Here is a 25529-nt window from a genome sequence, read left to right as displayed (position 1 = left end):
CGCCTGGCACGCACGCTCGCCGCGTTGTCGTCGGTCGCCGATGTCCCCCAGAGCTTCGCCTGGGAGGTGCCCCCACCGCATGGACTCCCTCCTCCGCCTTGCGATCGCACGCACCAGACGCCGCTCCCTGATCCGGCCTGATCGACAAGACACCCCCTAGCGCCGCGGCTCCCAGCGGAACCACTTCCGGACAGCAAACACGCTCAGCAGGATCCAGGCCACCGTGGTGAGGCCGGCGCCCAGCAGTTCCTTTCCGCCGATCCCGCCGGTGCCCAGCCAGCCGGCCCGGATCAGCTCCATGGGCCCGCTGAGCGGAAGCAGGGAGCAGACCGAGGCGACCGTGTCCGGCAGCGACTCGACGGGCACCATCAGGCCCGATCCCATGGCGGAGACCAGGAAGAAGGGCAGGGTGGTCAGGCCGGCGCTCTCCACAGAGCGGGTGATCACCGTGGTGAGTGCGGCGAGCGCGGCCAGCAGCACGATCCCGGCCAGCGCGCCGAGGAGCAGCAGGTCGGGGCGGCGCGGGGCGGTGGCGTCCAGGGCGGCCGGGCCGAGGGCGGTCAGCACCGCGCCCTGGACGAGCGCGATCACCGCGGCCGGCAGGGCCCCGCCGGCCAGGATCTCGGTGTCGCGGGCCTCTCCGGTGCGCAGCCGCTTGAGCACGAGTTCCTCGCGGCGGGCGACGTAGGTGGCGACCAGGTTCATGTAGACGACGAGGCAGAGGACCATTCCGGTGCCGCCGACCATGGTGGCCTCGGCGATGCCGATCGGGAGATCGCCCTCGTCCATGCCGGCGAGCGAGGTGCGCAGCAGGAAGATCATCAGCACCGGCATGAGCAGGGCGACGAAGAGGTTGTTCCGGTTGCGGGTCAGGAGGGTGAGCTCGGCCCGTCCGAGGGCGGTCAGGCGCGCGGCGGTGGCGTTCATCGGGCCTCTTCCAGGGCGGTGGCGGTACGGGCGGGGACGCCGCCGAGGTCCTCGGCGAAGCCGTCGTCGGCGCGGGAGGCGATCTCCAGGAACGCCTCCTCCAGCGAGGCGGAGCGGGCGTCGAGCTCTTCGAGCCGTACGCCGTGGGTCGTGGCCCAGCCGAGCAGCTCGGCGAGGGCCTCCTGGAGCCCGTAGGTGCGGATCTCCACGCGGCGGCCGTACGCGGCGGCCTTCAGGCCGAGCGGCAGCCGCTCGTGGCCGATGCCCTCGGGGAGCCGGAAGCGGATCCGGGCGGGCCGGGCGGCGGTGACCTCGGCGGGGGTGCCGGAGGTGACGATCCGGCCGCGGTGCATGATCGCCAGCCGGTCGGCGAGGGTCTCGGCCTCCTCCAGGTAGTGGGTGGTGAGGAGGACGGTGGTGCCCTCGTCGCGCAGCCGCCGGACCAGGTCCCAGGTGTCGCGGCGGCCCTCGGCGTCGAGGCCGGTGGTGGGTTCGTCCAGGAAGAGGACCTCGGGGCGGCCGAGGAGCGCGAGCGCGAGGTCGAGCCGGCGCCGTTCGCCGCCGGAGAGCTGCTTGATGCGGACCCGGGCGCGGTCGGTGAGCCCGACGGCCTCCAGGGCCTCGCCGACGGGGCGGGCGCCGCTGGTGCAGCCGGCCCACATCCGTACGGTTTCGGCCACGGTCAGGTCGGACGGGAAGCCGCCCTCCTGGAGCATGATCCCGATGCGGGAGCGGACGGCGGCGCGTTCGCGGTACGGGTCGTGGCCGAGGACGCGGGCGGTGCCGCCGGTCGGGACGGCGAGGCCCTCCAGGAGTTCGACGGTGGAGGTCTTGCCGGCGCCGTTGGTGCCGAGGAGCGCGAAGATCTCGCCCCGGGGCACGGTGAAGGAGATCCCTCCGACGGCCTCGAAGCCGCCGGAGTAGGTCCGGTGGAGGTTGTCCGCCTCGATCGCTGCTGTCATGGGTCCAGGCTTCCGCCGGTCCCCGGCCCTCGGCAGTGCGCGCTGTCACCGGCCCCGCTGACAAATGTCATGCGCCGGACGCGGAAGGCCGCCGGGCCGTCGTCGAGCGGGAACGGTGGGAACGACGAAGGCCCCGGTTCCTGAGAACCGGGGCCTTCGCTCCCTGAGCGGACGACGAGATTCGAACTCGCGACCCTCACCTTGGCAAGGTGATGCTCTACCAACTGAGCCACGTCCGCATTGCTGCCGCTCGACTTTCACCGGGCGGTGCGAGCACCACTCTACCTGATCCACCGGAGTGGTCGGTAATGCGATGCAGAGCGGGTGACAGGGATCGCACACTGCGCCTTCCCCCTGGAAGGGGGCTGTTCTGCTACTGAACTACACCCGCACGCTGCGTGAGGTCCGGCCTTGCGGCCTCGCCCCTCGGCGTGTTCCAGACTCTAGCGGATCATGGGGGGTGGAGCGCAAATCCGGATCGGCGCCCTCCGCGCCCGGGGACGCCGGTGGGTGGCCGGGATCAGGTCGCGGCCTGGAAGGCCTCGTAGACCCGCTTGGGGATCCGGCCGCGGGCCGGCACGTCCATCTTGTTGGACTGCGCCCAGGCGCGGACGGCGGCCGGGTCGGGGGCGAGCGCGGTGTGCTTGTAGTCACCCCTGGGGGCCGGCGCCGGTGCGCCGTCGCGCGTGCTCAGCTTGCGGCCGGCGGCGAGGTAGGGGGCGAGGGCGGTGCGCAGTTTCTTTGCATTGGCGGGATTCAGGTCGATCTCGTACATCTTCCCGTCCAGGCCGAACGCGACCGTTTCCGCCGCTTCTCCGCCGTCGATGTCGTCGAAGAGGGTGACCACCACACGCTGAGCCACGGATATCGGTCCTTTCCTGGGGATCGCCGTGTCCCGAACGGTGCCATCACCACTCTGACGTGCGGTGATGCCGTCATCGCGGCCACCCCTGGCACATACTGCGTCGTTCTGCATTCCTTTGTACAGCGGTGGGTATCGGAATGTGAAGCCCAGGCAATTGTCTCCGCGTGTCCCGCCTTATTTCGCTGGAATTCGGCAGTGTGGCACCTGCTGCTCTTTGTAGGATCCTTCAGATTTCTACTCGCGTAGATTTTGGAGGCAGGTACGCTGAGGGAACCGCCCACGCAACACACCACCGGGAGTGCCAGTGGCACGCGTCGTAGTCGACGTCATGCTCAAGCCGGAGATCCTCGACCCGCAGGGACAGGCGGTGCAGCGTGCACTGCCCCGCCTCGGTTTCCAGGGGATCTCCGACGTCCGCCAGGGGAAGCGCTTCGAGCTGGAGGTGGAGGGACCGGTCGACGACGCCGCCCTCGCCCGCATCCATGAGATGGCCGAAACCTTCCTTGCCAACACCGTGATCGAGGACTTCACCGTCAAGGTCGAGTCCACGGAGACCGCCGGGGCCTCGTCGTGACCGTACGCATCGGCGTCGTCACGTTCCCCGGAACGCTCGACGACCAGGACGCGCTGCGCGCCGCCCGCCTCGCGGGCGCCGAGCCCGTCTCGCTCTGGCACCGCGACAAGGACCTCAAGCAGGTCGACGCCGTGGTCCTCGCGGGCGGCTTCTCCTACGGCGACTACCTGCGGGCCGGAGCCATCTCCCGCTTCTCGCCGGTGATGGAGACGATCATCGAGCAGGCGAAGGCGGGCATGCCCGTCCTCGGCATCTGCAACGGCTTCCAGATCCTCACCGAAGCCCATCTGCTGCCGGGCGCCATGCTGCGCAACAACCACCTCCACTTCATCTGCCGCGACCAGAAGCTGCGGGTGGAGAACGCGGAGACCGCCTGGACCTCGGACTACACCGCGGGCCAGGAGATCGAGGTCCCGCTCAAGAACATGGACGGCCGGTACGTCGCCGACGAGCGCGTGCTCGACGAGCTGGAGGCCGAGGGGCGGGTGGCCTTCCGCTACCTGGACATGAACCCCAACGGCTCCCTGCGCGACATCGCCGGCATCACCAACGCCGCGGGCAACGTCGTGGGCCTCATGCCGCACCCCGAGCACGCGGTCGAGCCGCTGGTCGGCACCGGCAAGACCGACGGCCTCGGATTCTTCACCTCGATCCTCAAGAAGCTGGTCAACGCCTGATGAGCCTCGACACCGTCAAGCACGCCACCGAGACGCCCGACGTCGAGCAGCCGTGGGCCGAGCTCGGCCTCAAGCAGGACGAGTACGCGCGCATCCGGGAGATCCTCGGCCGCCGGCCCACCGGCGCCGAGCTCGCCATGTACTCCGTCATGTGGTCCGAGCACTGCTCGTACAAGAGCAGCAAGGTCCACCTGAAGCAGTTCGGCGAGAAGGCCCCGCAGAACGACGCCATGCTCGTCGGCATCGGCGAGAACGCGGGCGTCGTCGACGTCGGCCAGGGTTACGCGGTCACCTTCAAGGTCGAGTCGCACAACCACCCCAGCTACATCGAGCCCTACCAGGGCGCGGCCACCGGCGTCGGCGGCATCGTCCGCGACATCCTCGCCATGGGTGCCCGCCCGGTCGCCGTGGTCGACCCGCTGCGCTTCGGCGCCGCCGACCACCCCGACACCAAGCGCGTGCTGCCCGGTGTCGTCGCCGGCATCGGCGGCTACGGCAACTGCCTGGGCCTGCCGAACATCGGCGGCGAGGTCGTCTTCGACTCCTGCTACCAGGGCAACCCGCTGGTCAACGCCGGCTGCATCGGCGTGATGAAGCACGAGGACATCCACCTCGCCAAGGCCTCGGGCCCCGGCAACAAGGTCATCCTCTACGGCGCCCGCACCGGCGGCGACGGCATCGGCGGCGTCTCGGTCCTCGCCTCGGAGACCTTCGACGACACCAAGCCGACCAAGCGCCCCGCCGTCCAGGTCGGCGACCCCTTCCAGGAGAAGCTCCTCATCGAGTGCACCCTGGAGATCTTCAAGGAGAAGCTGGTCGCCGGCATCCAGGACCTGGGTGGCGCCGGACTCTCCTGCGCGACGAGCGAGCTGGCGAGTGCCGGCTCGGGCGGCATGCGGGTCGAGCTGGACACCGTGCCGCTGCGCGACGCGACGCTCTCGCCGGAGGAGATCCTCATGAGCGAGTCGCAGGAGCGCATGTGCGCGATCGTCGAGCCGCAGCACGTCGACCGCTTCATGGAGATCTGCGAGAAGTGGGACGTCACCGCCACCGTCATCGGTGAGGTCACGGACGGCGACCACCTGGAGATCTTCTGGCACGGCGAGCTCATCGTGGACGTGCCCCCGGGCACCGTCGCCCACGAGGGCCCGACCTACCACCGCCCGTACGAGCGGCCCGAGTGGCAGGACGCGCTGCAGGCCGACGACGCCGGCAAGCTGCCCCGCCCGCAGAACGGCGCCGAGCTGAAGGACCAGGTCCTGAAGCTGGTGGGCTCCCCGAACCAGGCCTCCAAGGCGTGGATCACCGACCAGTACGACCGGTTCGTGCAGGGCAACACCGTCCTGGCGCAGCCCGAGGACGCTGGCATGGTCCGGATCGACGAGGAGTCGAACCTGGGCGTGGCGATGGCGACCGACGGCAACGGCCGCTACGCCAAGCTCGACCCGTACACCGGCGCGCAGCTCGCGCTGGCGGAGGCGTACCGCAATGTCGCCGCCTCCGGCGCCAGGCCGCTGGCGATCTCGGACTGCCTGAACTTCGGTTCGCCCGAGGACCCGGCCGTGATGTGGCAGTTCGCCGAGGCCACCCGTGGTCTCGCGGACGGCTGCCTCCAGCTCGGCACCCCGGTCACCGGCGGCAATGTGTCGCTGTACAACCAGACCGGTGACGTGGCCATCCACCCGACGCCCGTCGTGGCCGTCCTCGGTGTGATCGACGACGTCAACCGCCGCACCCCGATCGCCTTCGCGGAAGAGGGCCAGCTCCTCTACCTGCTCGGCGACACCAAGGAGGAGTTCGGCGGCTCGGCCTGGTCCGAGGTCGTCCACCAGCACCTCGGCGGCATGCCGCCGGCCGTGGACCTCGACCGGGAGAAGCTGCTCGGCGAGATCCTGATCGCGGCCTCCCGGGACGGCATGATCGACGCGGCCCACGACCTGTCCGACGGCGGACTCGTCCAGGCGGTCGTCGAGTCCTGCCTGCGCGGCGGCAACGGCGCGCGCCTGGTCGTGCCCGAGGGCCTGGACGCGTTCACGTTCCTCTTCAGCGAGTCGGCCGGCCGCGCGGTCGTGGCCGTGCCGCGCAGCGAGGAGCTCCGCTTCACCGACATGTGCGGTGCGCGGGGTCTCCCGGCGACCCGGATCGGTGTCGTCGACGGCGAGACGGTCGACGTGCAGGGCGAGTTCAGCGTCTCCCTGGAGGAGCTGCGCACGGTGCACGAGGCGACGATCCCGGGCCTGCTGGCCTGACGTTCCCGTCGTACGGCAGCCCCCGCCCTTCCCGGGCGGGGGCTGTCCTCGTTCAGTCCGCCTGGTCCCAGAAGGCGTCGGCCTCGTCGATGTCCTGGACGCACTCGTCGCCGTCGGTGATCTTGCCACCGACGATGGTGAAGAAGATCCCGCCCTGCATCTCGATGCCCCGGTCCCCACGGTCGGCGTGCCACTTGTGCACCGACATGACGTGCCCGCGGCCGTCCGGGTACACCCCCTCCAGCTCGACCCGGAAGGTGCCGCCGGTGAGTTCGAAGAGCTGACCGAAATGGGCGAGGACATTGTCCGCGCCCTTGAAGTGGCCGGACATCCGGCTGTTGCCCGGCGAGTGGTGGGTGCAGTCCGAGGTCATCATCGACCGTACGGTCTCCATGTCGCCCTTGGAGAACGCTTCGTAGCTCCGCCGGACCAACGTGGCGTCAGGGTGCTCGGCCATGACTGATCGACCCCTCTTCTGAAGTAGGTGTGCGCGCGGCCTCCCCCTCCAGTCTCCGACTACCCTCGCCCCCATGCCACCCGCCAGGAAGCGCCCCCGCAGCTACGACTCCGCCAAGATCCGTGCCGCCGTGCTCGCCCAGTTCGGGCATGTCGCCGACGCCGTACGCGGCCTTGCGCCCGATCAGCTGGCCCGGCCGACGGGCCTGGGGGAGTGGACGGTGGCCGATCTGGCCGCGCACATCGCGTGGATCGCGGACTCCCTGGCCGGGTCCCTCGCCCGGCCGCCGGCCGCCAAGGGCGAGATCCTGCCGCACCAGTGGCCCTTCACGACGGTCGCGCTCTCCGGGAAGATCGCCGACGCGGCCCGCGAGACGCTCACCGGTGCGCCTCTTCCCGAGCTGTACGAGCGGGCCGGATCCCGGCTCGCGGAGGCGCTCGCCGCGCACGACGACGACCGGGTGCTCGACCTGTGGATCGGGCCGATGCGCCTTGGGGACTTCCTGGTCACCCGCACCGTCGAGCTGGTCGTCCACACCGACGACCTGAACCGGGCCGTCGGTCTGGACGTCCCCCTCGACCGGCAGGCGCTCGCCGCCTGCGCCCGGCTGCTCGCGGACGCCCTCGCGGCGAAGGCCCCCGGCGGCGCGGTGGAGGTGCGGATCCCGCCGTTCGCGGTGGTGCAGTGCGTCGAGGGCCCCCGGCACACCCGGGGCACCCCGCCCAACGTCGTGGAGACGGACCCGCTGACCTGGATCCGGCTCGCGACCGGCCGGACCGGCTGGGCCGCGGAGCTGGACGCGGCGCGCGTGAACGCCAGTGGGGAGCGGGCCGATCTGTCGGGCCTGCTCCCGCTGATGAGCTGACGAGCCGTACGGGGACGGGCTGAGGAACCGTACGGGGGCGGGCCGAGGAACCGTACGGGCACAGGGCCCGTCCCATCGGCATGCAGAAGCCGCGCACACTCACCGCCGTCCTGACCGTCTCGGCCCTCGCCCTCCTCACCGCCTGCGGTACGGAGGCGGGCACCGGCCCCGGAGCGGGAGGGGACCCGGACACGCCCGACCTGCCCGTCGCCGGCAGCCACTGGACGATCGCCGCCGTCACCGTCGACGGCACCCGCTCGGTCGCCCCGCCGGGCGCCCGCCTGGAGATCGAGAAGAACGGCCGTGCCCGGGGCAACACCGGCTGCAACAACTTCGGCGCCGCCGTCGCCGTGAACGGGGACACCCTCACGGTCTCCACGCACGAGGTCACCATGATCGGCTGTCCCGCCGACCGGGACCGGTTCGAACGGGCACTGCTGAGGGCCTTCACCGGCAGGCTGACGGGGAAGCTCCAGGAGGAGGGGCTCACCCTGGCCTCGTCCGACGGACGCAACACCCTGGAGCTGGTCACCGAGACCGGCGCCTCCCTGGCCGGCCCGACCTGGACGGTGGACGCGCTGCTCACCGGGGACACCTCCGCTTCGCTGCCGGCGGGCTCGGAGGGCAAGGCGAAGCTGGCCTTCGGCAAGGACGGCCGGCTCAGCGGCAGCCTCGGCTGCAACCGGGTCTCCGCCCCCGCGAAGATCACCGAGAAGACCATCACCCTCGGGGCGATCGCGGCGACCCGGATGATCTGCACGGGCCCGCAGATGGAGCTGGAGACCAAGCTGTACGAGGCCCTCGACGGCCCCCTCACCTACCGCGTCGACCACCGCACCCTGACGGTCACCGACGCGGACGGCCAGGGCTTCACCGCCCGCGCGGAAACGGTCGAGGGCTAGTCGGGGGCCGGTCGAGGGCCGGGCAGCACGGGTCGCGTCTGCGAGGTCCGTCACATCCCGACCGTTCGGCCCGTGCCGTACGAGCGTGCGCTCTGATCTCGCCATCCGGCGCCAGCCCTTACCCCGCCTGCTTTGTGGGCTCCGACAAGGACCGGACGATCAGCTTGTGCGATCGTACAGCCGCTGTATCACGCTCTCGGACGAATTCGGACCGGTGGTCGATCTCGCCTACACTCGGAGACGTGCCACGTGGTGACGGTCGACTCAATCACGATCTGCTCCCCGGCGAGAAAGGCCCCCAGGACGCGTGTGGCGTCTTCGGTGTCTGGGCTCCGGGCGAAGAGGTCGCAAAGCTCACGTACTTCGGGCTCTACGCCCTCCAGCATCGGGGTCAGGAATCCGCGGGAATCGCGGTCAGCAACGGCTCCCAGATCCTCGTCTTCAAGGACATGGGCCTCGTGTCCCAGGTCTTCGACGAGACCTCTCTCGGTTCCCTCCAGGGTCATATCGCGGTCGGTCACGCCCGCTACTCGACCACTGGGGCCTCCGTGTGGGAGAACGCGCAGCCGACGTTCCGGGCGACCGCCCGCGGCTCGATCGCGCTCGGCCACAACGGCAACCTGGTGAACACGGCGCAGCTGGCCGAGATGGTCGCCGACCTCCCCAAGCGGGAGGGCCGCTCCACCCGGGTCGCCGCGACCAACGACACCGACCTGGTCACCGCGCTGCTCGCGGGCCAGGTGGCCGAGGACGGCACGCCGCTCACCATCGAGCAGGCGGCCGCGAAGATCCTCCCCGAGGTCCGGGGCGCCTTCTCCCTCGTCTTCATGGACGAGCACACGCTCTACGCGGCCCGTGACCCGCAGGGCATCCGCCCGCTGGTCCTCGGCCGCCTCGAGCGCGGCTGGGTGGTCGCCTCCGAGTCCGCCGCCCTCGACATCTGCGGCGCCAGCTTCGTCCGCGAGGTCGAGCCGGGCGAGATGATCGCCATCGACGAGAACGGCATCCGCACCTCTCGATTCGCAGAAGCGAAGCCCAAGGGCTGTGTCTTCGAGTACGTGTACCTGGCCCGCCCCGACACCGACATCGCCGGCCGGAACGTGTACCTCTCCCGCGTGGAGATGGGTCGCCGGCTCGCCAAGGAGGCCCCTGTCGAGGCCGACCTGGTGATAGCGACGCCGGAGTCCGGCACCCCGGCCGCCATCGGCTACGCGGAGGCCTCCGGCATCCCGTTCGGCGCCGGCCTGGTGAAGAACGCGTACGTCGGCCGGACCTTCATCCAGCCCTCGCAGACCATCCGCCAGCTGGGCATCCGGCTGAAGCTCAACCCCCTCAAGGAAGTCATCAAGGGCAAGCGCCTGGTGGTCGTGGACGACTCGATCGTCCGCGGCAACACCCAGCGCGCGCTGGTCCGGATGCTCCGCGAGGCCGGCGCCGCCGAGGTCCACATCCGGATCTCGTCCCCGCCGGTGAAGTGGCCCTGCTTCTTCGGCATCGACTTCGCCACCCGCGCGGAGCTGATCGCCAACGGCATGTCGGTCGAGGAGATCGGCAAGTCGCTCGGTGCGGACTCGCTCTCGTACATCTCCCTCGACGGGATGATCGAGGCGACCACGATCCAGAAGCCCAACCTGTGCCGCGCCTGCTTCGACGGCGAGTACCCGATGGAGCTTCCGGACCCCGAGCTGCTCGGCAAGCAGCTCCTGGAGACCGAGCTGGCCGCCGGCCCCGCCGCCACCGCGGCCGCCGACGCGCTGCGCCGCCCGTAACACCCCGCTGCACACCCGCAGTACGACACGAAAGCTCTGAACCCATGTCTCAGACCACTGGTGCCAGCTACGCGAGTGCGGGCGTCGACATCGAAGCGGGCGACCGCGCAGTCGAGCTCATGAAGGAGTGGGTGAAGAAGACGCAGCGCCCCGAGGTCCTCGGCGGCCTCGGCGGTTTCGCCGGCCTCTTCGACGCCTCCGCCCTCAAGCGCTACGAGCGTCCCCTGCTCGCCTCCGCCACGGACGGCGTCGGCACGAAGGTCGACATCGCCCGCCAGATGGGTGTGTACGACACGATCGGCCACGACCTGGTCGCGATGGTCATGGACGACATCGTCGTCTGCGGCGCCGAGCCGCTCTTCATGACCGACTACGTCTGCGTCGGCAAGGTCCACCCCGAGCGGGTCGCCGCCATCGTCAAGGGCATCGCCGAGGGCTGCGTCCTGGCCGGCTGCGCCCTGGTCGGCGGCGAGACCGCGGAGCACCCGGGGCTGCTCGGCCCGGACGACTTCGACGTCGCCGGCGCGGGCACGGGTGTCGTGGAGTACGACCGGCTGCTCGGCGCGGATCGCATCCGTACGGGTGACGCGGTCATCGCCATGGCGTCCTCCGGTCTTCACTCCAACGGGTACTCGCTCGTCCGGCACGTGGTCTTCGACCGCGCCGGCATGACGCTCGACCAGCAGGTCGAGGAGTTCGGCCGGACCCTGGGCGAGGAGCTCCTGGAGCCCACCAAGATCTACTCCCTGGACTGCCTGGCGCTCACCCGGACCACCGACGTGCACGCCTTCAGCCACATCACGGGCGGCGGCCTCGCCGCCAACCTGGCCCGGGTGATCCCGGACGGCCTGCACGCCGTCGTGGACCGCTCGACCTGGGCCCCCGGCGCCGTCTTCGACCTGGTCGGCAAGGCCGGTCAGGTCGAGCGCCTGGAGCTGGAGAAGACCCTGAACATGGGCGTCGGCATGATGGCCGTGGTCCCGGCCGACTCGGTGGACGTGGCACTCACGACCCTCGCCGACCGGGGCGTGGAGTCCTGGGTCGCCGGCGAGATCACCGAGCGCGGCGACAGGGCCACCGGCGCCGAGCTGGTCGGCGACTACGCGAAGTAGCCGCGGCGGCCGTACGACGTAAGCGAAGAGCACCCTTAAACGTTTAGGGGTGCTCTTTCGCGTGCCTGGCTCTTCCGCGTGCCCGGCGGTGCCGGTGCCGGTGAGCGCGGCTCGCTCCGGACAGCGCAGAAACCCGGTCCGGGTGCCCGGACCGGGTTTCGATGTTCAGAAGGTCAAGCGCGACGCTGAGTGGACGCCGGACCGGACTCGTCGTCCTCGTCCTCGTCGTCCGTGTTGTAAAGATCCGCGTACTGCGCGTACGGGTCGTCTTCCTCGTCGTCGTCCTCGAACGGCTCGCCATTCGGCGGCTGGCTCGAAGTCGTCGAAGCGCCCAGCTCGTGGGCCAGACGCGCAAGGTCGGTCCCGCCGCTGCTGTACTTCAGCTGGCGGGCGACCTTGGTCTGCTTGGCCTTTGCCCGGCCGCGCCCCATGGCTCGACCCCCTCGGTGACGGGGCTCGACGGCCCCAGAGTCTTGACACGCGTTCATGATTCGGAACGGGCTCTCGGGAGAGAGACCGGTCCGTAGGGCTTCAACGGTACCTGTTTCCGTCGGTCTACGGTACGCCGCGCGCATCACATACCCCGGTACAGAACCATCGAGGTGCCCTGTCCTCGCTGGTCAATCGCGATTTTAACCTCTTCTTGAGGTCCGACCCGCCGATCGGCGTGAGCGAAGTCTCGCGAATCGCCCGCCGGCGACGGGCCGGACCTGTCAAGCTCAGGCCCTTCGCGCCTCGGACATGCGCTGCTCGGCGATCCGGTCGGACGCCGCGGCCGGCGGAATGCCGTCCGCCTTCGCACGTGCGAAGATCTCCAGGGTGGTGTCGAAGATCTTCGCGGCCTTGGCCTTGCACCGGTCGAAGTCGAAGCCGTGCAGCTCGTCGGCGACCTGGATCACGCCACCGGCGTTGACCACGTAGTCGGGCGCGTAGAGGATGCCGCGCTCCACGAGGTCCTTCTCGATGCCCGGGTGGGCCAGCTGGTTGTTGGCCGCGCCGCAGACGATGCTCGCGGTCAGGAACGGCACCGTCTCCTCGCTGAGGGCGCCGCCCAGCGCGCAGGGAGCGTAGACGTCCAGGCCCTCGGTGCGGATCAGGGCCGCCGTGTCGGCGACGACGGAGACCTGCGGGAACTTCTCGGTGATCCGGCGCACCGACTCCTCGCGGACGTCCGTGATCACGACCTCGGCGCCGTCGGAGATCAGGTGCTCGACCAGGTAGTGGCCGACCTTGCCGACGCCCGCGACGCCGACCTTGCGACCGCGCAGCGTGGGGTCGCCCCACAGGTGCTGCGCGGAGGCGCGCATGCCCTGGAAGACGCCGAAGGCGGTGAGGACGGAGGAGTCGCCGGCGCCGCCGTTCTCGGGGGAGCGGCCGGTGGTCCACCGGTTGGTGCGGGCCACGACGTCCATGTCGGCGACGTAGGTGCCGACGTCGCAGGCGGTGACGTAGCGGCCGCCGAGGGAGGCCACGAAGCGGCCGTAGGCGAGGAGGAGCTCCTCGGTCTTGATCTGCTCGGGGTCGCCGATGATGACGGCCTTGCCGCCGCCGTGGTCGAGACCGGCCATGGCGTTCTTGTACGACATGCCGCGGGACAGGTTGAGCGCGTCGGCGATCGCCTCGGCCTCGGTGGCGTACGGGTAGAAGCGGGTGCCGCCGAGGGCGGGGCCCAGGGCGGTGTTGTGGAGGGCGATGACGGCCTTGAGGCCCGTGGCGCGGTCCTGGCACAGCACGATCTGCTCGTGGCCCCCCTGCTCCGAGTGGAACAGGGTGTGCAGTACGTCAGGAACGCCGGTCACATCGGTCACGGTGGTGACTCCCAAAACGAGGCGGCGGAAGGTCCCCCCTGCGGGTGGGGGTGGGACCGGAACGGCAGAAGATTAAGTCCTACCTGTCCGTAGCAGGGACGCAGTGCCGAGGATCACCCCCTCGAGGAGTACCCGCGTGGAAGGATTCGCGACATGTCGGTCGCGTCCTCGGTACTGGTCCCCTACGCCTCCTATCTGCGGGTGTACGAGCCGCTGGCCGCGTTCCCGGCCGCGGAGCGGGACCACTGGGCCCGGTACGCGCGCCGGACGGACACGCCGGGCGCGCAGGACGAACTGCGGCGGGCGCTGGCCGATCTGGTGCCGGTGCCGCCGGTGCCGGTGCCGGTGCACGAGAGCGGGGACGCGTTCGTGGTGTCGGTGGACGGGGTGGTCCTGGTCTGTCCGTGGCGGACCCGGCTGCGCGGCTGGCTGGCGATGGAGGAGCTGGTGGGCGGGACGCTGCCGGCGCCGGTCCTGGACGCGATGGTGCCGCCGGTGGTGCGGGAGCAGGTGACGGCGGACCACGCGCGGTGGCTGGAGCGGAACCCGGACGCGCGGCCGTGGATCCGCGGCGCGGTGTGGCGGGTGCCGCTGAGCTGGTTCGCGCTCTTCTCGGACGAGGAGCGGGAGTACGAGCCGGCCGACGGGCCGGGCGGGCCCGGCGGGGCGGTGCTGCGCTACCGGACGCCGATGGCGCAGGCACGGCGGCGCCTGGCGCGCTCCCTGAAGGCGCTGCGGGGGGCGATCACGGAGGGCCCGATGACCGAGAGCCTGGTCGGGGTGGGGCGCTGGCTGGAGGAGTTCCATCCGCGGGCGCTGGTGGAGCTGGACTACGGCGGCCTGGTGCACGCGGTCGCGCCGGAGGCGCTGGCGGCGGACCGTTCGGCCGCGGACCTGGCGGAGGGGATCGCGGCGCTGCGGGACGGCGACGGGGAGGTCGCGCGGGCGACCTACGAGCGTCTCGCGGAGCGGTGGCGGGCGGTCCGTGACCTGCAGTTCGCCAACTGACCATCGACAGGGCATCTCCATCTGATGTAAATGATCATCATCGCTGGACACCTGTTCGGGTCTTTGGTGTGCTCTGGTGGGGACGCCGGTGCGGGTGCGGCGGGACGTAGGTCCCGATCCGGGCCTTTGGCTCAAGCGTGACGGACAGCACTTACCGCACCCTTGCGCCCATCGCCCACCCTCGTGCCAAAATAGGACAAGGAGTCCGGGGAGGGTTCCTTCCGTCCAAGTTTGGGCGGAACGCTCAGCATTGCACTCTATGGGGGGTCTGAGGACTCCTGATCGCTCTGTGACTGATCGTCACAGTGGCGTGACTGTCCGTTATGGCATGGTCCATCGACTTCCGCCGCTGATGAACACCTGCGAGGGCAATTCCATCGGTTTGGCCGACGTGGCTGGACGGATGGTGTAGTTGTAGTGCCGAGGACAAGCCGTTCGTCCTATAACCGACTCGGCCCGCTTCTGCCATTTCGGGCAAGGCGGGTCAAGGTGCAGAATTTAGAGGAAAGAACCGAGAAGGTTCGGTTCTCCCGAGGAGGCCGCTCATGACCGCTCGCACCCCTGATGCCGAGCCGCTGCTGACCCCTGCCGAGGTTGCCACGATGTTCCGTGTGGACCCGAAGACGGTGACCCGTTGGGCGAAGGCCGGAAAGCTCACGTCCATCCGCACCCTGGGTGGACACCGCCGGTACCGCGAGGCTGAGGTCCGCGCCCTGCTGGCGGGCATTCCGCAGCAGCGCAGCGAGGCCTGAGGCTCCCGCGAGGCACGCAACACCCCGTAACACCGGGCATTTCGCCGGGTCCCCCAACCCGGTCCGCCCACCCCAAGCTCTGCCGACGCGCACCTGCCCCAACAGGTTCTCCGTCACCGATCGCGCTGGACTCCGCCGGGTCCGGCGCGATCTTTTTTGTTCCCGCGCCCCTCGTCGGCCGGTTGGTGCAATGGCACATATAAAATCGGGGGTATGTAGGGAGGGTGTAAGTGTGGTCGTTTCTGAAACTGGTTGAGTGACACCCGTCACACCACCCAACTCTTGCCAACCAACAGCCTGCCACGTGCGAGGAGTTCGCCAACGCGCCATTGGTCACCGCTCGGTGGGACCTTGGTCCCTCGTTCGTGGGAACGCAAGAAGGCCCGCACCATTCGGTGCGGGCCTTCTTCGCTTGCGATCCTGACGGGACTTGAACCCGCGACCTCCACCTTGACAGGGTGGCGAGCTAACCAACTGCTCCACAGGACCTTCGCAGCCTCTGAGCAGCGGCTGCGAGGAAAACTGTACAGCAGCTCGGCGGTCTGGTCGAACCGGCCTCAGGACCCCTACGGGACGGCCGCGTCGATCGCCTTCACGATCCGCTTGTCCGACACCGGGTGCGCCGTGCCCAGGGCGTGCGCGAAGTAGCTCACCCGCAGCTCCTCGATCATCCAGCGGATGTCCGTGACCGAGGACGGCACCGGGCGGCCCTTCGGGAGCTGTTCGAGCAGCCAGGCGTACTCGTCCAGCATCTCGTGGACCTTCTGCATCCGGGTGGTGTCCCGCTGCACGCCCGTCGGCATCTGCTGCAGCCGCCGGTCCACCGCCACCAGGTAGCGCATCAGGTCCGGCAGCCGCTTCAGGCCCGTGCGCGTCACGAAGCCGGCCGGCATCAGCCAGGACAGCTGCTCGCGCACGTCCTGGAGGTTCGGCAGCAGCGCCGGGCTGCTCGTCGCCTTCAGCCGCCGCTCGCAGGCCTGCCAGGCCGCGAGGACCTGCTGCGCCTGGCCCACCGTGCGCACGGTCAGCTCCACGAGGTCCGCGCGGACCCTGTCGTACAGCTTCCGGAACGACTCCTCGTCCCACACCGGTCCGCCGTGGTCCGCGATCAGCCGGTCGGCGGCGGCGGTCGCGCAGTCGTCGAAGAGGGCCTGTATCGAGCCGTGCGGGTTCGAGGACAGGGCCAGCTTCTGCTGGTTGGTCAGCCGGTCCGAGGCGAACTTCGCCGGATTCACCGGGATGTTCAGCATGATCAGCTTCCGGGTGCCCCGCCACATCGCCTGCGCCTGCTCCTCCTCGGTGTCGAAGAGGCGTACGGCGACGCTGTCGCCCTCGTCCACGAGCGCCGGGTAGGCCTTGACCGGCTGGCCGGCCCGCCGGGTCTCGAAGACCTTGGTGAGGGTGCCGATCGTCCAGTCCTTGAGCCCTGTGCGCTCCAGGGAGGGCCCGGAGCCGTCCGGGCCGCCCGTGGCCGCCGCGGCGGCCTTGGAGAGCGCCTGACGGGCCTTGGGGCGCAAGCGGAGCTTGAGCGCCTCCAGGTCCTTGTCCTCGGCCAGCTTGCGGCGCCGCTCGTCGACGATCCGGAAGGTGATCTTCAGGTGCTCGGGGACCTTCGCCCAGTCGAAGTCGTCCGCCGTGAGCGGCACCCCGACCATCCGCTGGAGCTCGCGCGCCAGCGCCGTCGTCAGCGGCTCCTGCACCGGGACGGTGGAGTCCAGGAACCGGGTCGCGAAGTTGGGCGCGGGCACGTAGTGGCGGCGGATCGGCTTCGGCAGCGACCGGATCAGCTCGGTGACGACCTCCTCGCGCAGACCCGGGATCTGCCACTCGAAGCCCTCGTCGGTGACCTGGTTGAGCACCTGGAGCGGGACATGGACGGTCACGCCGTCCGCGTCCGCGCCCGGCTCGAACTGGTACGTCACGCGGAGCTTCAGCGGCCCCTGGCGCCAGGAGTCCGGATAGTCGTCCTTCGTGACCCCGGCGGCCTTCTCGTTGATGAGCATCTCGCGCTCGAAGTCGAGGAACTCCGGCTCCTCGCGCCGCTTGTGCTTCCACCACGAGTCGAAGTGCGCCCCCGACACGACGTGCTCGGGCACCCGCTTGTCGTAGAAGTCGAACAGCGTCTCGTCGTCGACGAGGATGTCCCGGCGCCGGGCGCGGTGCTCCAACTCCTCGACCTCGGTGAGGAGTCTGCGGTTGTCGGCGAAGAACTTGTGGTGGGTGCGCCAGTCGCCCTCCACGAGCGCGTTGCGGATGAACAGCTCGCGGGAGACCTCGGGGTCGATCCGCCCGTAGTTCACCTTGCGGTCCGCGACGATCGGCACGCCGTACAGCGTCACCTTCTCGAAGGCCATGACCGCCGCCTGGTCCTTCTCCCAGTGCGGCTCGCTGTACGTCTTCTTCACCAGGTGCTGGGCCAGCGGCTCGACCCACTCGGGCTCGATCCGCGCGTTCACCCGCGCCCACAGCCGCGAGGTCTCCACCAGCTCCGCGGACATGACCATGCGCGGCGGCTTCTTGAAGAGCGCCGAGCCGGGGAAGATCGCGAACTTGGCGTTGCGCGCGCCCAGGTACTCGTTCCGCGAGCCCTCGCGGCGCGCCCCGTCCTTCGCCCCGTCCTTGCTCTCCTTCACGTCCTTCAGGCCGATGTGGGACAGGAGGCCGGCCAGGAGGGAGACGTGCACGGACTGCTCGGGCGCATCCTCCTCGTTGAGGTGGATGCCCATCTGCTTGGCGACCGTGCGCAGCTGCGCGTAGATGTCCTGCCACTCGCGGATCCGCAGGAAGTTCAGATACTCCTGCTTGCACATCCGGCGGAAGGACGAGGAACCCCGCTCCTTCTGCTGCTCGCGGATGTAGCGCCACAGGTTGAGGAAGGCGAGGAAGTCGCTGGTCTCGTCCTTGAAGCGGGCGTGCAGCTGGTCGGCCTGCGCCTGCTTCTCCGCCGGGCGTTCGCGCGGGTCCTGGATGGACAGCGCCGCCGCGATCACCATGACCTCGCGGACGCAGCCGTTCTTGTCGGCCTCCAGGACCATGCGGGCCAGCCGCGGGTCCACGGGCAGCTGGGACAGCTTCCGGCCCTGCTCGGTGAGCCTCTTCTTCGGGTCCTTCTGCGTCGGGTCCAGGGCCCCGAGCTCCTGGAGGAGCTGCACGCCGTCCCGGATGTTGCGGTGGTCCGGCGGGTCGATGAAGGGGAACTTCTCGATGTCGCCGAGGCCGGCCGCGGTCATCTGGAGGATGACGGAGGCGAGGTTGGTCCGCAGGATCTCCGCGTCCGTGAACTCGGGACGGGTGAGGAAGTCGTCCTCCGAGTAGAGGCGGATGCAGATGCCGTCCGACGTACGGCCGCAGCGGCCCTTGCGCTGGTTGGCGCTGGCCTGGCTGACCGGCTCGATCGGGAGGCGCTGCACCTTGGTGCGGTGCGAGTAGCGCGAGATGCGGGCGGTGCCCGGATCGATCACGTACTTGATGCCGGGGACGGTGAGGGAGGTCTCGGCGACGTTCGTCGCGAGCACGATCCGGCGGCCGGAGTGCGCCTGGAAGACGCGGTGCTGCTCGGCGTGGGACAGCCGGGCGTAGAGGGGCAGGATCTCGGTGTTGAAGAGCTTCTTCTTGGTGAGCGCGTCCGCCGTGTCGCGGATCTCGCGCTCGCCGGAGAGGAAGACCAGGACGTCGCCCGGCCCCTCCTTCTGGAGCTCGTCCACGGCGTCGCAGATCGCGGTGATCTGGTCCCGGTCGGACTCGTCGGAGTCCTCTTCGAGGAGGGGCCGATAGCGCACCTCGACCGGATACGTGCGACCGCTGACCTCCACTATCGGGGCGTCCCCGAAGTGGCGGGAGAAGCGCTCCGGGTCGATGGTCGCGGAGGTGATCACGACCTTCAGGTCCGGGCGCTTCGGCAGCAGCTGGGCCAGATAGCCGAGCAGGAAGTCGATGTTGAGGGACCGCTCGTGGGCCTCGTCGATGATGATCGTGTCGTACGCGCGCAGCTCGCGGTCCGTCTGGATCTCGGCGAGCAGGATGCCGTCCGTCATCAGCTTGACGAAGGTCGCCTCCGGGTTCACCTGGTCGGTGAAGCGGACCTTCCAGCCGACGGCCTCCCCGAGGGGGGTCTTCAGCTCCTCCGCGACCCGCTCGGCGACCGTGCGGGCGGCGATCCGGCGGGGCTGGGTGTGCCCGATCATGCCCCGGACACCACGGCCGAGCTCCAGACAGATCTTCGGGATCTGCGTCGTCTTTCCGGAGCCGGTCTCACCCGCGACGATCACGACCTGGTGGTCGCGTATCGCCTCCAGGATCTCGTCCTTCTTCTGGGAGACGGGCAGCTGCTCGGGGTACGTGATCGCGGGCACGCGTGCGGCACGCGCGTCGACCCGCTCCTTGGCCTTGCCGGCCTCGGCGGCGATCTCGTCCAGTACGGCCTCGCGGGCCTCGGGCTTACGGATGCGGCGGGCGCCTTCGAGACGGCGGCCGAGCCGGTGCGAGTCCCGCAGCGAGACCTCGGCCAGGACGGACTGGAGGGCGGCGAAGGAAGTAGACATACGGAATCCAGGATCGCACCTGCGGCGGAGAAGCGGCGAACCGATTTACGAGTGGCGGCCCGCCCGCGTCCCGGGGCGGCGACGGCCCGCCGTCCCGGGGACGGCGGTGGCGCGCTGCGTCATGTCCCGCCGCACATCCCGCTGCGTAATATTTCGGGCACGCCCACCTGAAAGGTCTCCCCATGTCCCGCACCGCTCGCGCGCTGGCGGCCTTCGCCGCGCTGGCGGCCCTGGTCCTCGGACTGGCGGTCTGCGGGGCGGCGGCGGCCGCTCCGGCGGGGAAGATCCAGGTGGCCGCGCCCGGCCCCGCGAACCCCGGCTGCGGCCAGGGGCACGGCGGCGACGAGGGCGCGGCCGGGCCCGCCGTACCGCCGCGCTCCCACGGCTTCGGGGAGCTGCTGCCCGTGCCGGCCGCCGACCGGGCGCCGTGGGGATGCTGGGGCGGGGACCAGGACGTACGGGAGACGGCGCCGGGCCCGTCGCCACCGGAGCGGGTGCCTCCGTCACCGATGGAGCTGTCGATCCTGCGGGTGTAGACGACCGGCGCCCTCTCGCCGCCCGTCGTCCTCTTTTCCTCCCCGTTCAGGAGTGCCTCAGCATGCCCAAGTCCACGTCCAAGCCCGCCTCCAAGGGCGCGTCCAAGGCCGCGTCCGATTCGGCGTCCAGGTCCAGGCCCGTCCTGATCGTCGCCGGGGTGGCCGTCGCCGCCGCGCTGCTCGGCCTGGTCTCGTACACCGCCACCAAGCCGGACGCGCCCGGCGGCTCCGGCGGCTCCGGCGGCTCCGGCGACTCGTCGGCCGTCGCCGACGTGTCCGCCGACCCGTCCGCCGGCGTCTACCCCGAGCTGGAGGCCTACGCCCGTCGCGTCGCCGCCGACAAGCTCGCCCTCGGCCGGGTCGACGCGCCCGTCGTGCTGATCGAGTACGCCGACTTCAAGTGCGGCTACTGCGGCAAGTTCGCCCGGGACACCGAGCCCGAGCTGGTGAAGAAGTACGTGGACGCCGGCACCCTGCGCATCGAGTGGCGGAACTTCCCGATCTTCGGCGAGGAGTCCGAGGCGGCGGCCCGCGCCTCCTGGGCGGCCGGCCGGCAGGGCCGGTTCTGGCAGTTCCACAAGGCCGCGTACGCGCCGGGCGCCAAGGAGAAGGGCTTCGGCGAGGAGCGCCTGACCGCCCTGGCGAAGGAGGCGGGCGTGCCGGACCTGGCCCGCTTCGCGCGGGACGCGGACAGCGCCGCCGCCCGGGAGTCGGTCCGCCGCGACCAGGAGCAGGGCTACTCGCTCGGCGCGACCTCGACGCCTTCCTTCCTGGTCAACGGCCGGCCGATCGCCGGCGCCCAGCCGAAGGAGACCTTCACCGAGGCCATCGAGGCGGCGGCGAAGGCGGCGGCGGACAAGGCGGCCGACAAGGCGACGGACAAGGCAACGGACAAGCCGGCCGACAAGCCGGCGGACGCCGAGCAGCCGGGCCCGGAGGGGAGCCGGTGACCTCCGGCATCGGCTACTTCGCGGCCTTCCTCGGCGGCCTGCTCGCCCTCCTCAGCCCGTGCAGCGCCCTGCTGCTCCCGGCCTTCTTCGCGTACTCCGTCGACACCCGGGCCCGGCTCGTGGCCAGGACCGGGATCTTCTACGCCGGTCTGGCCACCACCCTCGTCCCGCTGGGCGCGGCCGGCTCCTTCGCCGGGCGGCTCTTCTACGGCCACCGCGATCTCCTGGTGGCCGTCGGGGGCTGGCTGATCGTGGCCCTCGGGGCGCTCCAGATCCTCGGCCTGGGTTTCGCGTCCCGCCGGATGAGCGAGGTCAGCGGCCGGATCCGCCCCACGACCGCGTTCTCCGTCTACGCCCTGGGACTGGTCTACGGCCTCGCCGGCTTCTGCGCGGGCCCGATCCTCGGCAGCGTCCTGACGGTCGCGGCCCTCAGCGGCAGCCCGGCCTACGGGGGCCTGCTCCTCGCGGTCTACGCGCTCGGGATGGCCGTCCCGCTCTTCGTGCTCGCGCTGCTCTGGGAGCGTTACGACCTGGGGCGGCGGCGCTGGTTGCGGGGCCGGCCGATCCGGTTGGGCCGTTTCGCGCTGCACTCGACCTCGCTGCTGTCGGGCCTCTTCTTCATCGCCCTCGGCACGCTCTTCCTGGTCTTCGACGGGACCACGGCCCTGCCCGGACTGCTCTCGGTCGACGACTCCTTCGCCGTGGAGGAGCGGGTGGCCGGCCTCGGCCGCGCGGTCCCGGACTGGGCGCTGCTCCTGGCCCTGGTCGCGGTGGTGGCGGCGGCGCTCGGGTGGCGGGCGCGGTCGGGCGGGCGCCGGCGGGAGGAGACGTAGGGCTCCGGCCGTGCCGGGCTCCGGCTGTACGGGCTCCGGCTGTACGGGAGGGGCCCGGGCCATCCCGTACAGCCGGCCTCGGGGCCCGGGGCATACACGAAAAAGGCCCCGCTCTTTCGAACGGGGCCTTTCTCTTTGTGGCTGGGGCCGGGGTCGAACCGGCGACCTATCGCTTTTCAGGCGATCGCTCGTACCAACTGAGCTACCCAGCCACGAAGCCGTTTCCGGCCTCAGCGATCCTGACGGGACTTGAACCCGCGACCTCCACCTTGACAGGGTGGCGAGCTAACCAACTGCTCCACAGGACCATATGGTGTGCGAGAACCAGTCTCGCACAGGGTTGTGCGTGCCCCCAACGGGATTCGAACCCGTGCTACCGCCTTGAAAGGGCGGCGTCCTGGGCCACTAGACGATGAGGGCTAAGAGGCCCGCCTGGGCGCTTCTCAGCGCGTCGGGGACGTGAGAAGCATATGGGATGGCAGGCGGTATCGCCAAAACGGTTTCCCGAGGGGGGAGAATGAGCGGGTGCTGGAGATGACGCGCGAGGAGTTCGAGGAGCTCGTCGCCGAGGCCCTGGACCGGATCCCGCCGGAGCTGACCCGGCTGATGGACAACGTCGCCGTGTTCGTGGAGGACGAGCCGCCCTCCGACGATCCGGAGCTTCTCGGGCTCTACGAGGGAACGCCGCTGACCGACCGGGGCGAGTGGTACGCCGGGGTGCTCCCGGACCGGATCACCATCTACCGGGGGCCGACGCTGCGGATGTGCGCGTCGCGCGAGGACGTGGTCGCGGAGACGGAGATCACCGTGGTCCACGAGATCGCCCACCACTTCGGCATCGACGACGAACGGCTGCACGCGCTCGGCTACGGCTGAGCCGCCCCGGGCGCACTCCGGTCCGGGCGCATTCCGTCCCGGGCGCGTTCCGTCCCGGGCGGGTCCTGTCCCGGGCGCGTTCCGTCCCGGGGTGTCGCATCCCGGGCGCACGCCGGGCGTGTCCCTTGTGGTGCGAAGGGAGTTGGGCAGGGCAGCGCGTTCACACCGCGCGGGTCCCGTTCCTGCCTGCCCCGTCCTGGAGGTGCCTCCGTGCGCCATTTGCCCACCCCCGTGAGATGGGCCGCCACCGCGCTGGCGGTCGCCGCCTGCGCGGGCCTGAGCGGCTGTATGAGTGTCGGTGAGGACGGCGCGAAGCCGGCGCCCAGCACCTCCGCCGGGAAGGGGGGCGAGGCGGCCGGGTCCGGTGAGGACGGGCTCGCCGGCGGCCGGGGCGGCGGTTTCGACCGTACGGGGCGCAGCGGGCCCGATCCGGACGGCGAGGGCGAGCAGACCCCCGTACCGAGCGGATCGCCGTCGGCGACGGCCAAGCCGGGCGGCGCGGCCGGCCCGGACGGTCCCGGCGGGTCGCCCAGGCCGCAGCAGCCGCCGTCCGGCGGTGCGGACGGTGGCGCCGACGGCGGCGGCTCGGGGGCGCCGGGTGGCGAGACCACGCCACCGGTGGACCCGACCCAGCCGACGCCGACCCCGGAGCCGACCACGCCCACGCAGGAGCCGACGCCCGAGCCGACGGTGAGCGAGACGCCGACGACGACGCCCGGCGCGGACACCCACATGGGTGCCATGCGGGCGGCGGAGGGTCCCGGCGGGGCGGCGGAGCCTGAGGCATCACCGCAGGCCGGGCCGGTGTAGCGCGGGTGTGACGGAGCTCGGTTTGCCTTGGACGGGGGAGAGTGCGTATGGTGGTAGATCGTTTGATCCCATTTGCCCGGCGCCACGACCGAAGAGCGCCGTGACTGGCGCGTACTCTCCCTTGCCGTGGCTGACCGCATTGAGGCGGTCGTAGTGCGAAACACGGAGTTGACGGGCGCGTGCCGAGACTCCGGAAGGTTTCGCATTTCGCATGTCCATTTTCAGTTCTGACCACGCCGTCCTGCCCGAGAACGACGAGATCGTCGCTGTCGTCGACGTCGACGCCGCCGATGTCGTGGAGGCCGCCGAGGCCGCCCTCGACGCGAGCGTCGAGACGACCGACGAGACGACCGTCGAGGCCGACGACACCTCCGCCGACGAGCCGCAGATCACCTTCGGTGACCTGGGCCTCCCCGAGGGCGTCGTGCGCAAGCTCGCCCAGAACGGCGTGACCACCCCCTTCCCGATCCAGGCGGCGACCATCCCGGACGCCCTGGCCGGCAAGGACATCCTCGGCCGTGGCCGTACCGGCTCCGGCAAGACCCTCTCCTTCGGTCTGCCGCTGCTCGCCACCCTGGCCGGCGGCCACACCGACAAGAAGAAGCCCCGCGGCATCATCCTCACGCCGACCCGTGAGCTCGCGATGCAGGTCGCGGACGCCCTCCAGCCCTACGGCGACGTGCTCGGCCTGAAGATGAAGGTCGTCTGCGGCGGTACGTCGATGGGCAACCAGATCTACGCGCTGGAGCGCGGCGTCGACATCCTCGTCGCCACCCCCGGCCGTCTGCGCGACATCATCAACCGCGGCGCCTGCTCCCTGGAGCAGGTCAAGGTCGCCATCCTCGACGAGGCCGACCAGATGGCCGACCTGGGCTTCCTGCCCGAGGTCACCGAGCTGCTCGACCAGGTCCCGGCCGGCGGTCAGCGCCTGCTCTTCTCCGCCACCATGGAGAACGAGATCAGCACGCTGGTCAAGCGCTACCTGTCGAACCCGGTCGTCCACGAGGTCGACAGCGCCCAGGGCAACGTCACCACCATGACCCACCACGTCCTGGTCGTGAAGCCCAAGGACAAGGCCCCGGTCACCGCCGCCATCGCCGCCCGCAAGGGCCGCACGATCATCTTCGTCCGCACCCAGCTGGGCGCCGACCGCATCGCGGAGCAGCTCCGCGACGCCGGTGTGAAGGCCGACGCGCTGCACGGCGGCATGACCCAGGGCGCCCGTACGCGCACCCTGGCCGACTTCAAGGACGGCTACGTCAACGCGCTCGTCGCCACCGACGTCGCCGCCCGCGGCATCCACGTCGACGGCATCGACCTCGTCCTGAACGTCGACCCGGCCGGCGACCACAAGGACTACCTGCACCGCTCGGGCCGCACCGCCCGTGCCGGCCGCTCCGGTGTCGTGGTCTCCCTGGCCCTGCCGCACCAGCGCCGCCAGATCTTCCGCCTGATGGAGGACGCGGGCGTCGACGCCACGCGCCACATCGTCGGCGGCGCCGGCGCGTTCGACCCCGAGGTCGCCGAGATCACCGGCGCCCGGTCCCTGACCGAGGTGCAGGCCGACTCCGCGAACAACGCCGCCAAGCAGGCCGAGCGCGAGGTCGCCGACCTGACCAAGCAGCTGGAGCGCCTGCAGCGCCGCGCCGTCGAGCTCCGCGAGGAGGCCGACCGCCTGGTGGCCCGCGCCGCCCGCGAGCGCGGCGAGGACCCGGAGGCCGCGATCGCCGAGGTGACCGAGGCCGCCGAGGCCGAGCTCGCCGCGGCCGCCGTGGCGGAGCCGGTGCGCGAGGAGCGCCGCGACTTCGACCGCGACCGCCGTGACGAGCGTCCCTCGTTCAACCGTGACCGTCGTGACGAGCGTGGTGGCGAGCGTCCTTCGTTCAACCGTGACCGTCGCGATGACCGTGGTGGCGACCGCGGTGGTGACCGTGGTGGCTTCCGCCGCGACGACCGCCCGTCGTTCAACCGTGACCGTCGTGACGAGCGTGGTGGCGAGCGTCCTTCGTTCAACCGTGACCGTCGCGATGACCGTGGTGGCGACCGCGGTGGTGAC

At 70.7% G+C, this 25529-nt stretch carries 22 protein-coding genes and 6 tRNA genes; 15 read left to right on the top strand and 13 right to left on the bottom strand.

Annotated elements, in window-relative coordinates:
• Positions 1-156: 156 nt before the first annotated feature.
• The 5 genes from ACFY7C_RS25375 to ACFY7C_RS25355 all read right to left on the bottom strand — a co-directional run bounded on the left by ACFY7C_RS25375 (position 157) and on the right by ACFY7C_RS25355 (position 2751).
• Positions 157-927 (bottom strand): ABC transporter permease, encoded by a 771-nt coding sequence (locus tag ACFY7C_RS25375; RefSeq protein WP_389654578.1) that lies wholly within the window; start codon positions 925-927, stop codon positions 157-159.
• The gene (locus ACFY7C_RS25370; RefSeq protein ID WP_389654576.1) at positions 924-1889 is read right to left on the bottom strand and encodes an ABC transporter ATP-binding protein; all 966 of its coding nucleotides are present in this window, start codon (positions 1887-1889) and stop codon (positions 924-926) included. Before ACFY7C_RS25370 ends, ACFY7C_RS25375 begins: the two co-directional genes overlap by 4 nt.
• A gap of 166 nt (positions 1890-2055) precedes the next feature.
• A tRNA-Gly gene (locus tag ACFY7C_RS25365) sits at positions 2056-2128 on the bottom strand.
• 80 nt (positions 2129-2208) lie between these two features.
• Positions 2209-2280, bottom strand: a tRNA-Gly gene (locus tag ACFY7C_RS25360).
• Positions 2281-2409: 129 nt separating this feature from the next.
• Positions 2410-2751, bottom strand: a complete 342-nt coding sequence (locus ACFY7C_RS25355) for an Lsr2 family protein (RefSeq protein ID WP_389654574.1) — start codon at positions 2749-2751, stop codon at positions 2410-2412.
• 307 nt (positions 2752-3058) lie between these two features.
• Here ACFY7C_RS25355 and purS point away from each other — a divergent pair, with 307 nt between their 5' ends.
• The 3 genes from purS to purL are packed head-to-tail and all read left to right on the top strand — an operon-like array spanning position 3059 to position 6254.
• The gene (gene purS, locus ACFY7C_RS25350; protein WP_356696207.1) at positions 3059-3328 is read left to right on the top strand and encodes a phosphoribosylformylglycinamidine synthase subunit PurS; all 270 of its coding nucleotides are present in this window, start codon (positions 3059-3061) and stop codon (positions 3326-3328) included.
• Positions 3325-4005, top strand: a complete 681-nt coding sequence (purQ, locus tag ACFY7C_RS25345) for a phosphoribosylformylglycinamidine synthase subunit PurQ (protein ID WP_389654572.1) — start codon at positions 3325-3327, stop codon at positions 4003-4005. The genes purS and purQ overlap by 4 nt, the downstream gene beginning before the upstream one ends.
• Positions 4005-6254 carry a phosphoribosylformylglycinamidine synthase subunit PurL gene (purL, locus tag ACFY7C_RS25340; RefSeq protein WP_389654570.1) on the top strand — a complete coding sequence of 750 codons (2250 nt, stop codon included), beginning with the start codon at positions 4005-4007 and terminating at the stop codon, positions 6252-6254. The genes purQ and purL overlap by 1 nt, the downstream gene beginning before the upstream one ends.
• A gap of 52 nt (positions 6255-6306) precedes the next feature.
• Here purL and ACFY7C_RS25335 read toward each other — a convergent pair whose 3' ends face one another.
• Positions 6307-6711 carry a nuclear transport factor 2 family protein gene (locus ACFY7C_RS25335; protein WP_389654568.1) on the bottom strand — a complete coding sequence of 135 codons (405 nt, stop codon included), beginning with the start codon at positions 6709-6711 and terminating at the stop codon, positions 6307-6309.
• 73 nt (positions 6712-6784) lie between these two features.
• Between ACFY7C_RS25335 and ACFY7C_RS25330 the strand changes: the two genes are divergently transcribed.
• From ACFY7C_RS25330 to purM, 4 genes are all read left to right on the top strand, one after another.
• Entirely contained in the window at positions 6785-7576 is a 792-nt protein-coding gene (locus tag ACFY7C_RS25330; RefSeq protein ID WP_389654566.1) for a sterol carrier family protein, read from the top strand.
• Between the two features lie 80 nt (positions 7577-7656).
• Entirely contained in the window at positions 7657-8478 is an 822-nt protein-coding gene (locus ACFY7C_RS25325) for an META domain-containing protein (RefSeq protein WP_389654564.1), read from the top strand.
• Between the two features lie 242 nt (positions 8479-8720).
• Positions 8721-10247 (top strand): amidophosphoribosyltransferase, encoded by a 1527-nt coding sequence (gene purF, locus ACFY7C_RS25320; protein WP_389654562.1) that lies wholly within the window; start codon positions 8721-8723, stop codon positions 10245-10247.
• A 44-nt stretch (positions 10248-10291) separates the two neighbouring features.
• Positions 10292-11359 (top strand): phosphoribosylformylglycinamidine cyclo-ligase, encoded by a 1068-nt coding sequence (purM, locus tag ACFY7C_RS25315; RefSeq protein ID WP_389654560.1) that lies wholly within the window; start codon positions 10292-10294, stop codon positions 11357-11359.
• Positions 11360-11532: 173 nt separating this feature from the next.
• Here the strand turns inward: purM and ACFY7C_RS25310 are convergent, their stop codons facing one another.
• Together ACFY7C_RS25310 and ACFY7C_RS25305 are read right to left on the bottom strand one after the other, a co-directional pair.
• Positions 11533-11790 carry a DUF3073 domain-containing protein gene (locus tag ACFY7C_RS25310; protein WP_345486740.1) on the bottom strand — a complete coding sequence of 86 codons (258 nt, stop codon included), beginning with the start codon at positions 11788-11790 and terminating at the stop codon, positions 11533-11535.
• 288 nt (positions 11791-12078) lie between these two features.
• Complete coding sequence (locus ACFY7C_RS25305) at positions 12079-13167, bottom strand: Leu/Phe/Val dehydrogenase (protein ID WP_389654558.1); 1089 nt, start codon at positions 13165-13167, stop codon at positions 12079-12081.
• A gap of 153 nt (positions 13168-13320) precedes the next feature.
• Between ACFY7C_RS25305 and ACFY7C_RS25300 the strand changes: the two genes are divergently transcribed.
• Positions 13321-14175 (top strand): hypothetical protein, encoded by an 855-nt coding sequence (locus ACFY7C_RS25300; RefSeq protein ID WP_389654556.1) that lies wholly within the window; start codon positions 13321-13323, stop codon positions 14173-14175.
• A gap of 545 nt (positions 14176-14720) precedes the next feature.
• Positions 14721-14927, top strand: coding sequence for a developmental transcriptional regulator BldC (bldC, locus tag ACFY7C_RS25295; RefSeq protein WP_003949541.1), 207 nt, complete (start codon positions 14721-14723; stop codon positions 14925-14927).
• A 415-nt stretch (positions 14928-15342) separates the two neighbouring features.
• Here bldC and ACFY7C_RS25290 read toward each other — a convergent pair.
• Positions 15343-15416 (bottom strand) — tRNA-Asp (locus ACFY7C_RS25290).
• A gap of 77 nt (positions 15417-15493) precedes the next feature.
• The gene (hrpA, locus tag ACFY7C_RS25285; protein WP_389654554.1) at positions 15494-19468 is read right to left on the bottom strand and encodes an ATP-dependent RNA helicase HrpA; all 3975 of its coding nucleotides are present in this window, start codon (positions 19466-19468) and stop codon (positions 15494-15496) included.
• Between the two features lie 182 nt (positions 19469-19650).
• Here hrpA and ACFY7C_RS25280 point away from each other — a divergent pair, with 182 nt between their 5' ends.
• The 3 genes from ACFY7C_RS25280 to ACFY7C_RS25270 all read left to right on the top strand — a co-directional run bounded on the left by ACFY7C_RS25280 (position 19651) and on the right by ACFY7C_RS25270 (position 21787).
• The gene (locus ACFY7C_RS25280) at positions 19651-20004 is read left to right on the top strand and encodes a hypothetical protein (protein WP_389654552.1); all 354 of its coding nucleotides are present in this window, start codon (positions 19651-19653) and stop codon (positions 20002-20004) included.
• A gap of 62 nt (positions 20005-20066) precedes the next feature.
• Positions 20067-20954 carry a DsbA family protein gene (locus ACFY7C_RS25275; RefSeq protein WP_389654550.1) on the top strand — a complete coding sequence of 296 codons (888 nt, stop codon included), beginning with the start codon at positions 20067-20069 and terminating at the stop codon, positions 20952-20954.
• On the top strand, positions 20951-21787 hold the full coding sequence (locus ACFY7C_RS25270) for a cytochrome c biogenesis CcdA family protein (protein ID WP_389654548.1): 837 nt from the start codon (positions 20951-20953) through the stop codon (positions 21785-21787). Before ACFY7C_RS25275 ends, ACFY7C_RS25270 begins: the two co-directional genes overlap by 4 nt.
• A gap of 138 nt (positions 21788-21925) precedes the next feature.
• Here ACFY7C_RS25270 and ACFY7C_RS25265 read toward each other — a convergent pair.
• From ACFY7C_RS25265 to ACFY7C_RS25255, 3 genes are all read right to left on the bottom strand, one after another.
• Positions 21926-21999, bottom strand: a tRNA-Phe gene (locus ACFY7C_RS25265).
• Positions 22000-22021: 22 nt separating this feature from the next.
• A tRNA-Asp gene (locus ACFY7C_RS25260) sits at positions 22022-22095 on the bottom strand.
• Between the two features lie 39 nt (positions 22096-22134).
• Positions 22135-22207: transfer RNA gene (locus ACFY7C_RS25255), tRNA-Glu, on the bottom strand.
• A gap of 105 nt (positions 22208-22312) precedes the next feature.
• Between ACFY7C_RS25255 and ACFY7C_RS25250 the strand changes: the two genes are divergently transcribed.
• From ACFY7C_RS25250 to ACFY7C_RS25240, 3 genes are all read left to right on the top strand, one after another.
• Positions 22313-22663, top strand: a complete 351-nt coding sequence (locus ACFY7C_RS25250) for a metallopeptidase family protein (RefSeq protein WP_352076949.1) — start codon at positions 22313-22315, stop codon at positions 22661-22663.
• Between the two features lie 210 nt (positions 22664-22873).
• The gene (locus tag ACFY7C_RS25245) at positions 22874-23473 is read left to right on the top strand and encodes a hypothetical protein (protein ID WP_389654546.1); all 600 of its coding nucleotides are present in this window, start codon (positions 22874-22876) and stop codon (positions 23471-23473) included.
• A gap of 211 nt (positions 23474-23684) precedes the next feature.
• Positions 23685-25529: DEAD/DEAH box helicase (locus tag ACFY7C_RS25240; protein ID WP_389654544.1), on the top strand; the 1845-nt coding region annotated here is incomplete at its 3' end.

Origin of the sequence: Streptomyces sp. NPDC012769, from assembly GCF_042901205.1 — a bacterium.
In the GTDB taxonomy this organism is placed as follows: Bacteria; Actinomycetota; Actinomycetes; order Streptomycetales; family Streptomycetaceae; genus Streptomyces.
This window is presented reverse-complemented; position numbering and strand designations above follow the sequence as displayed.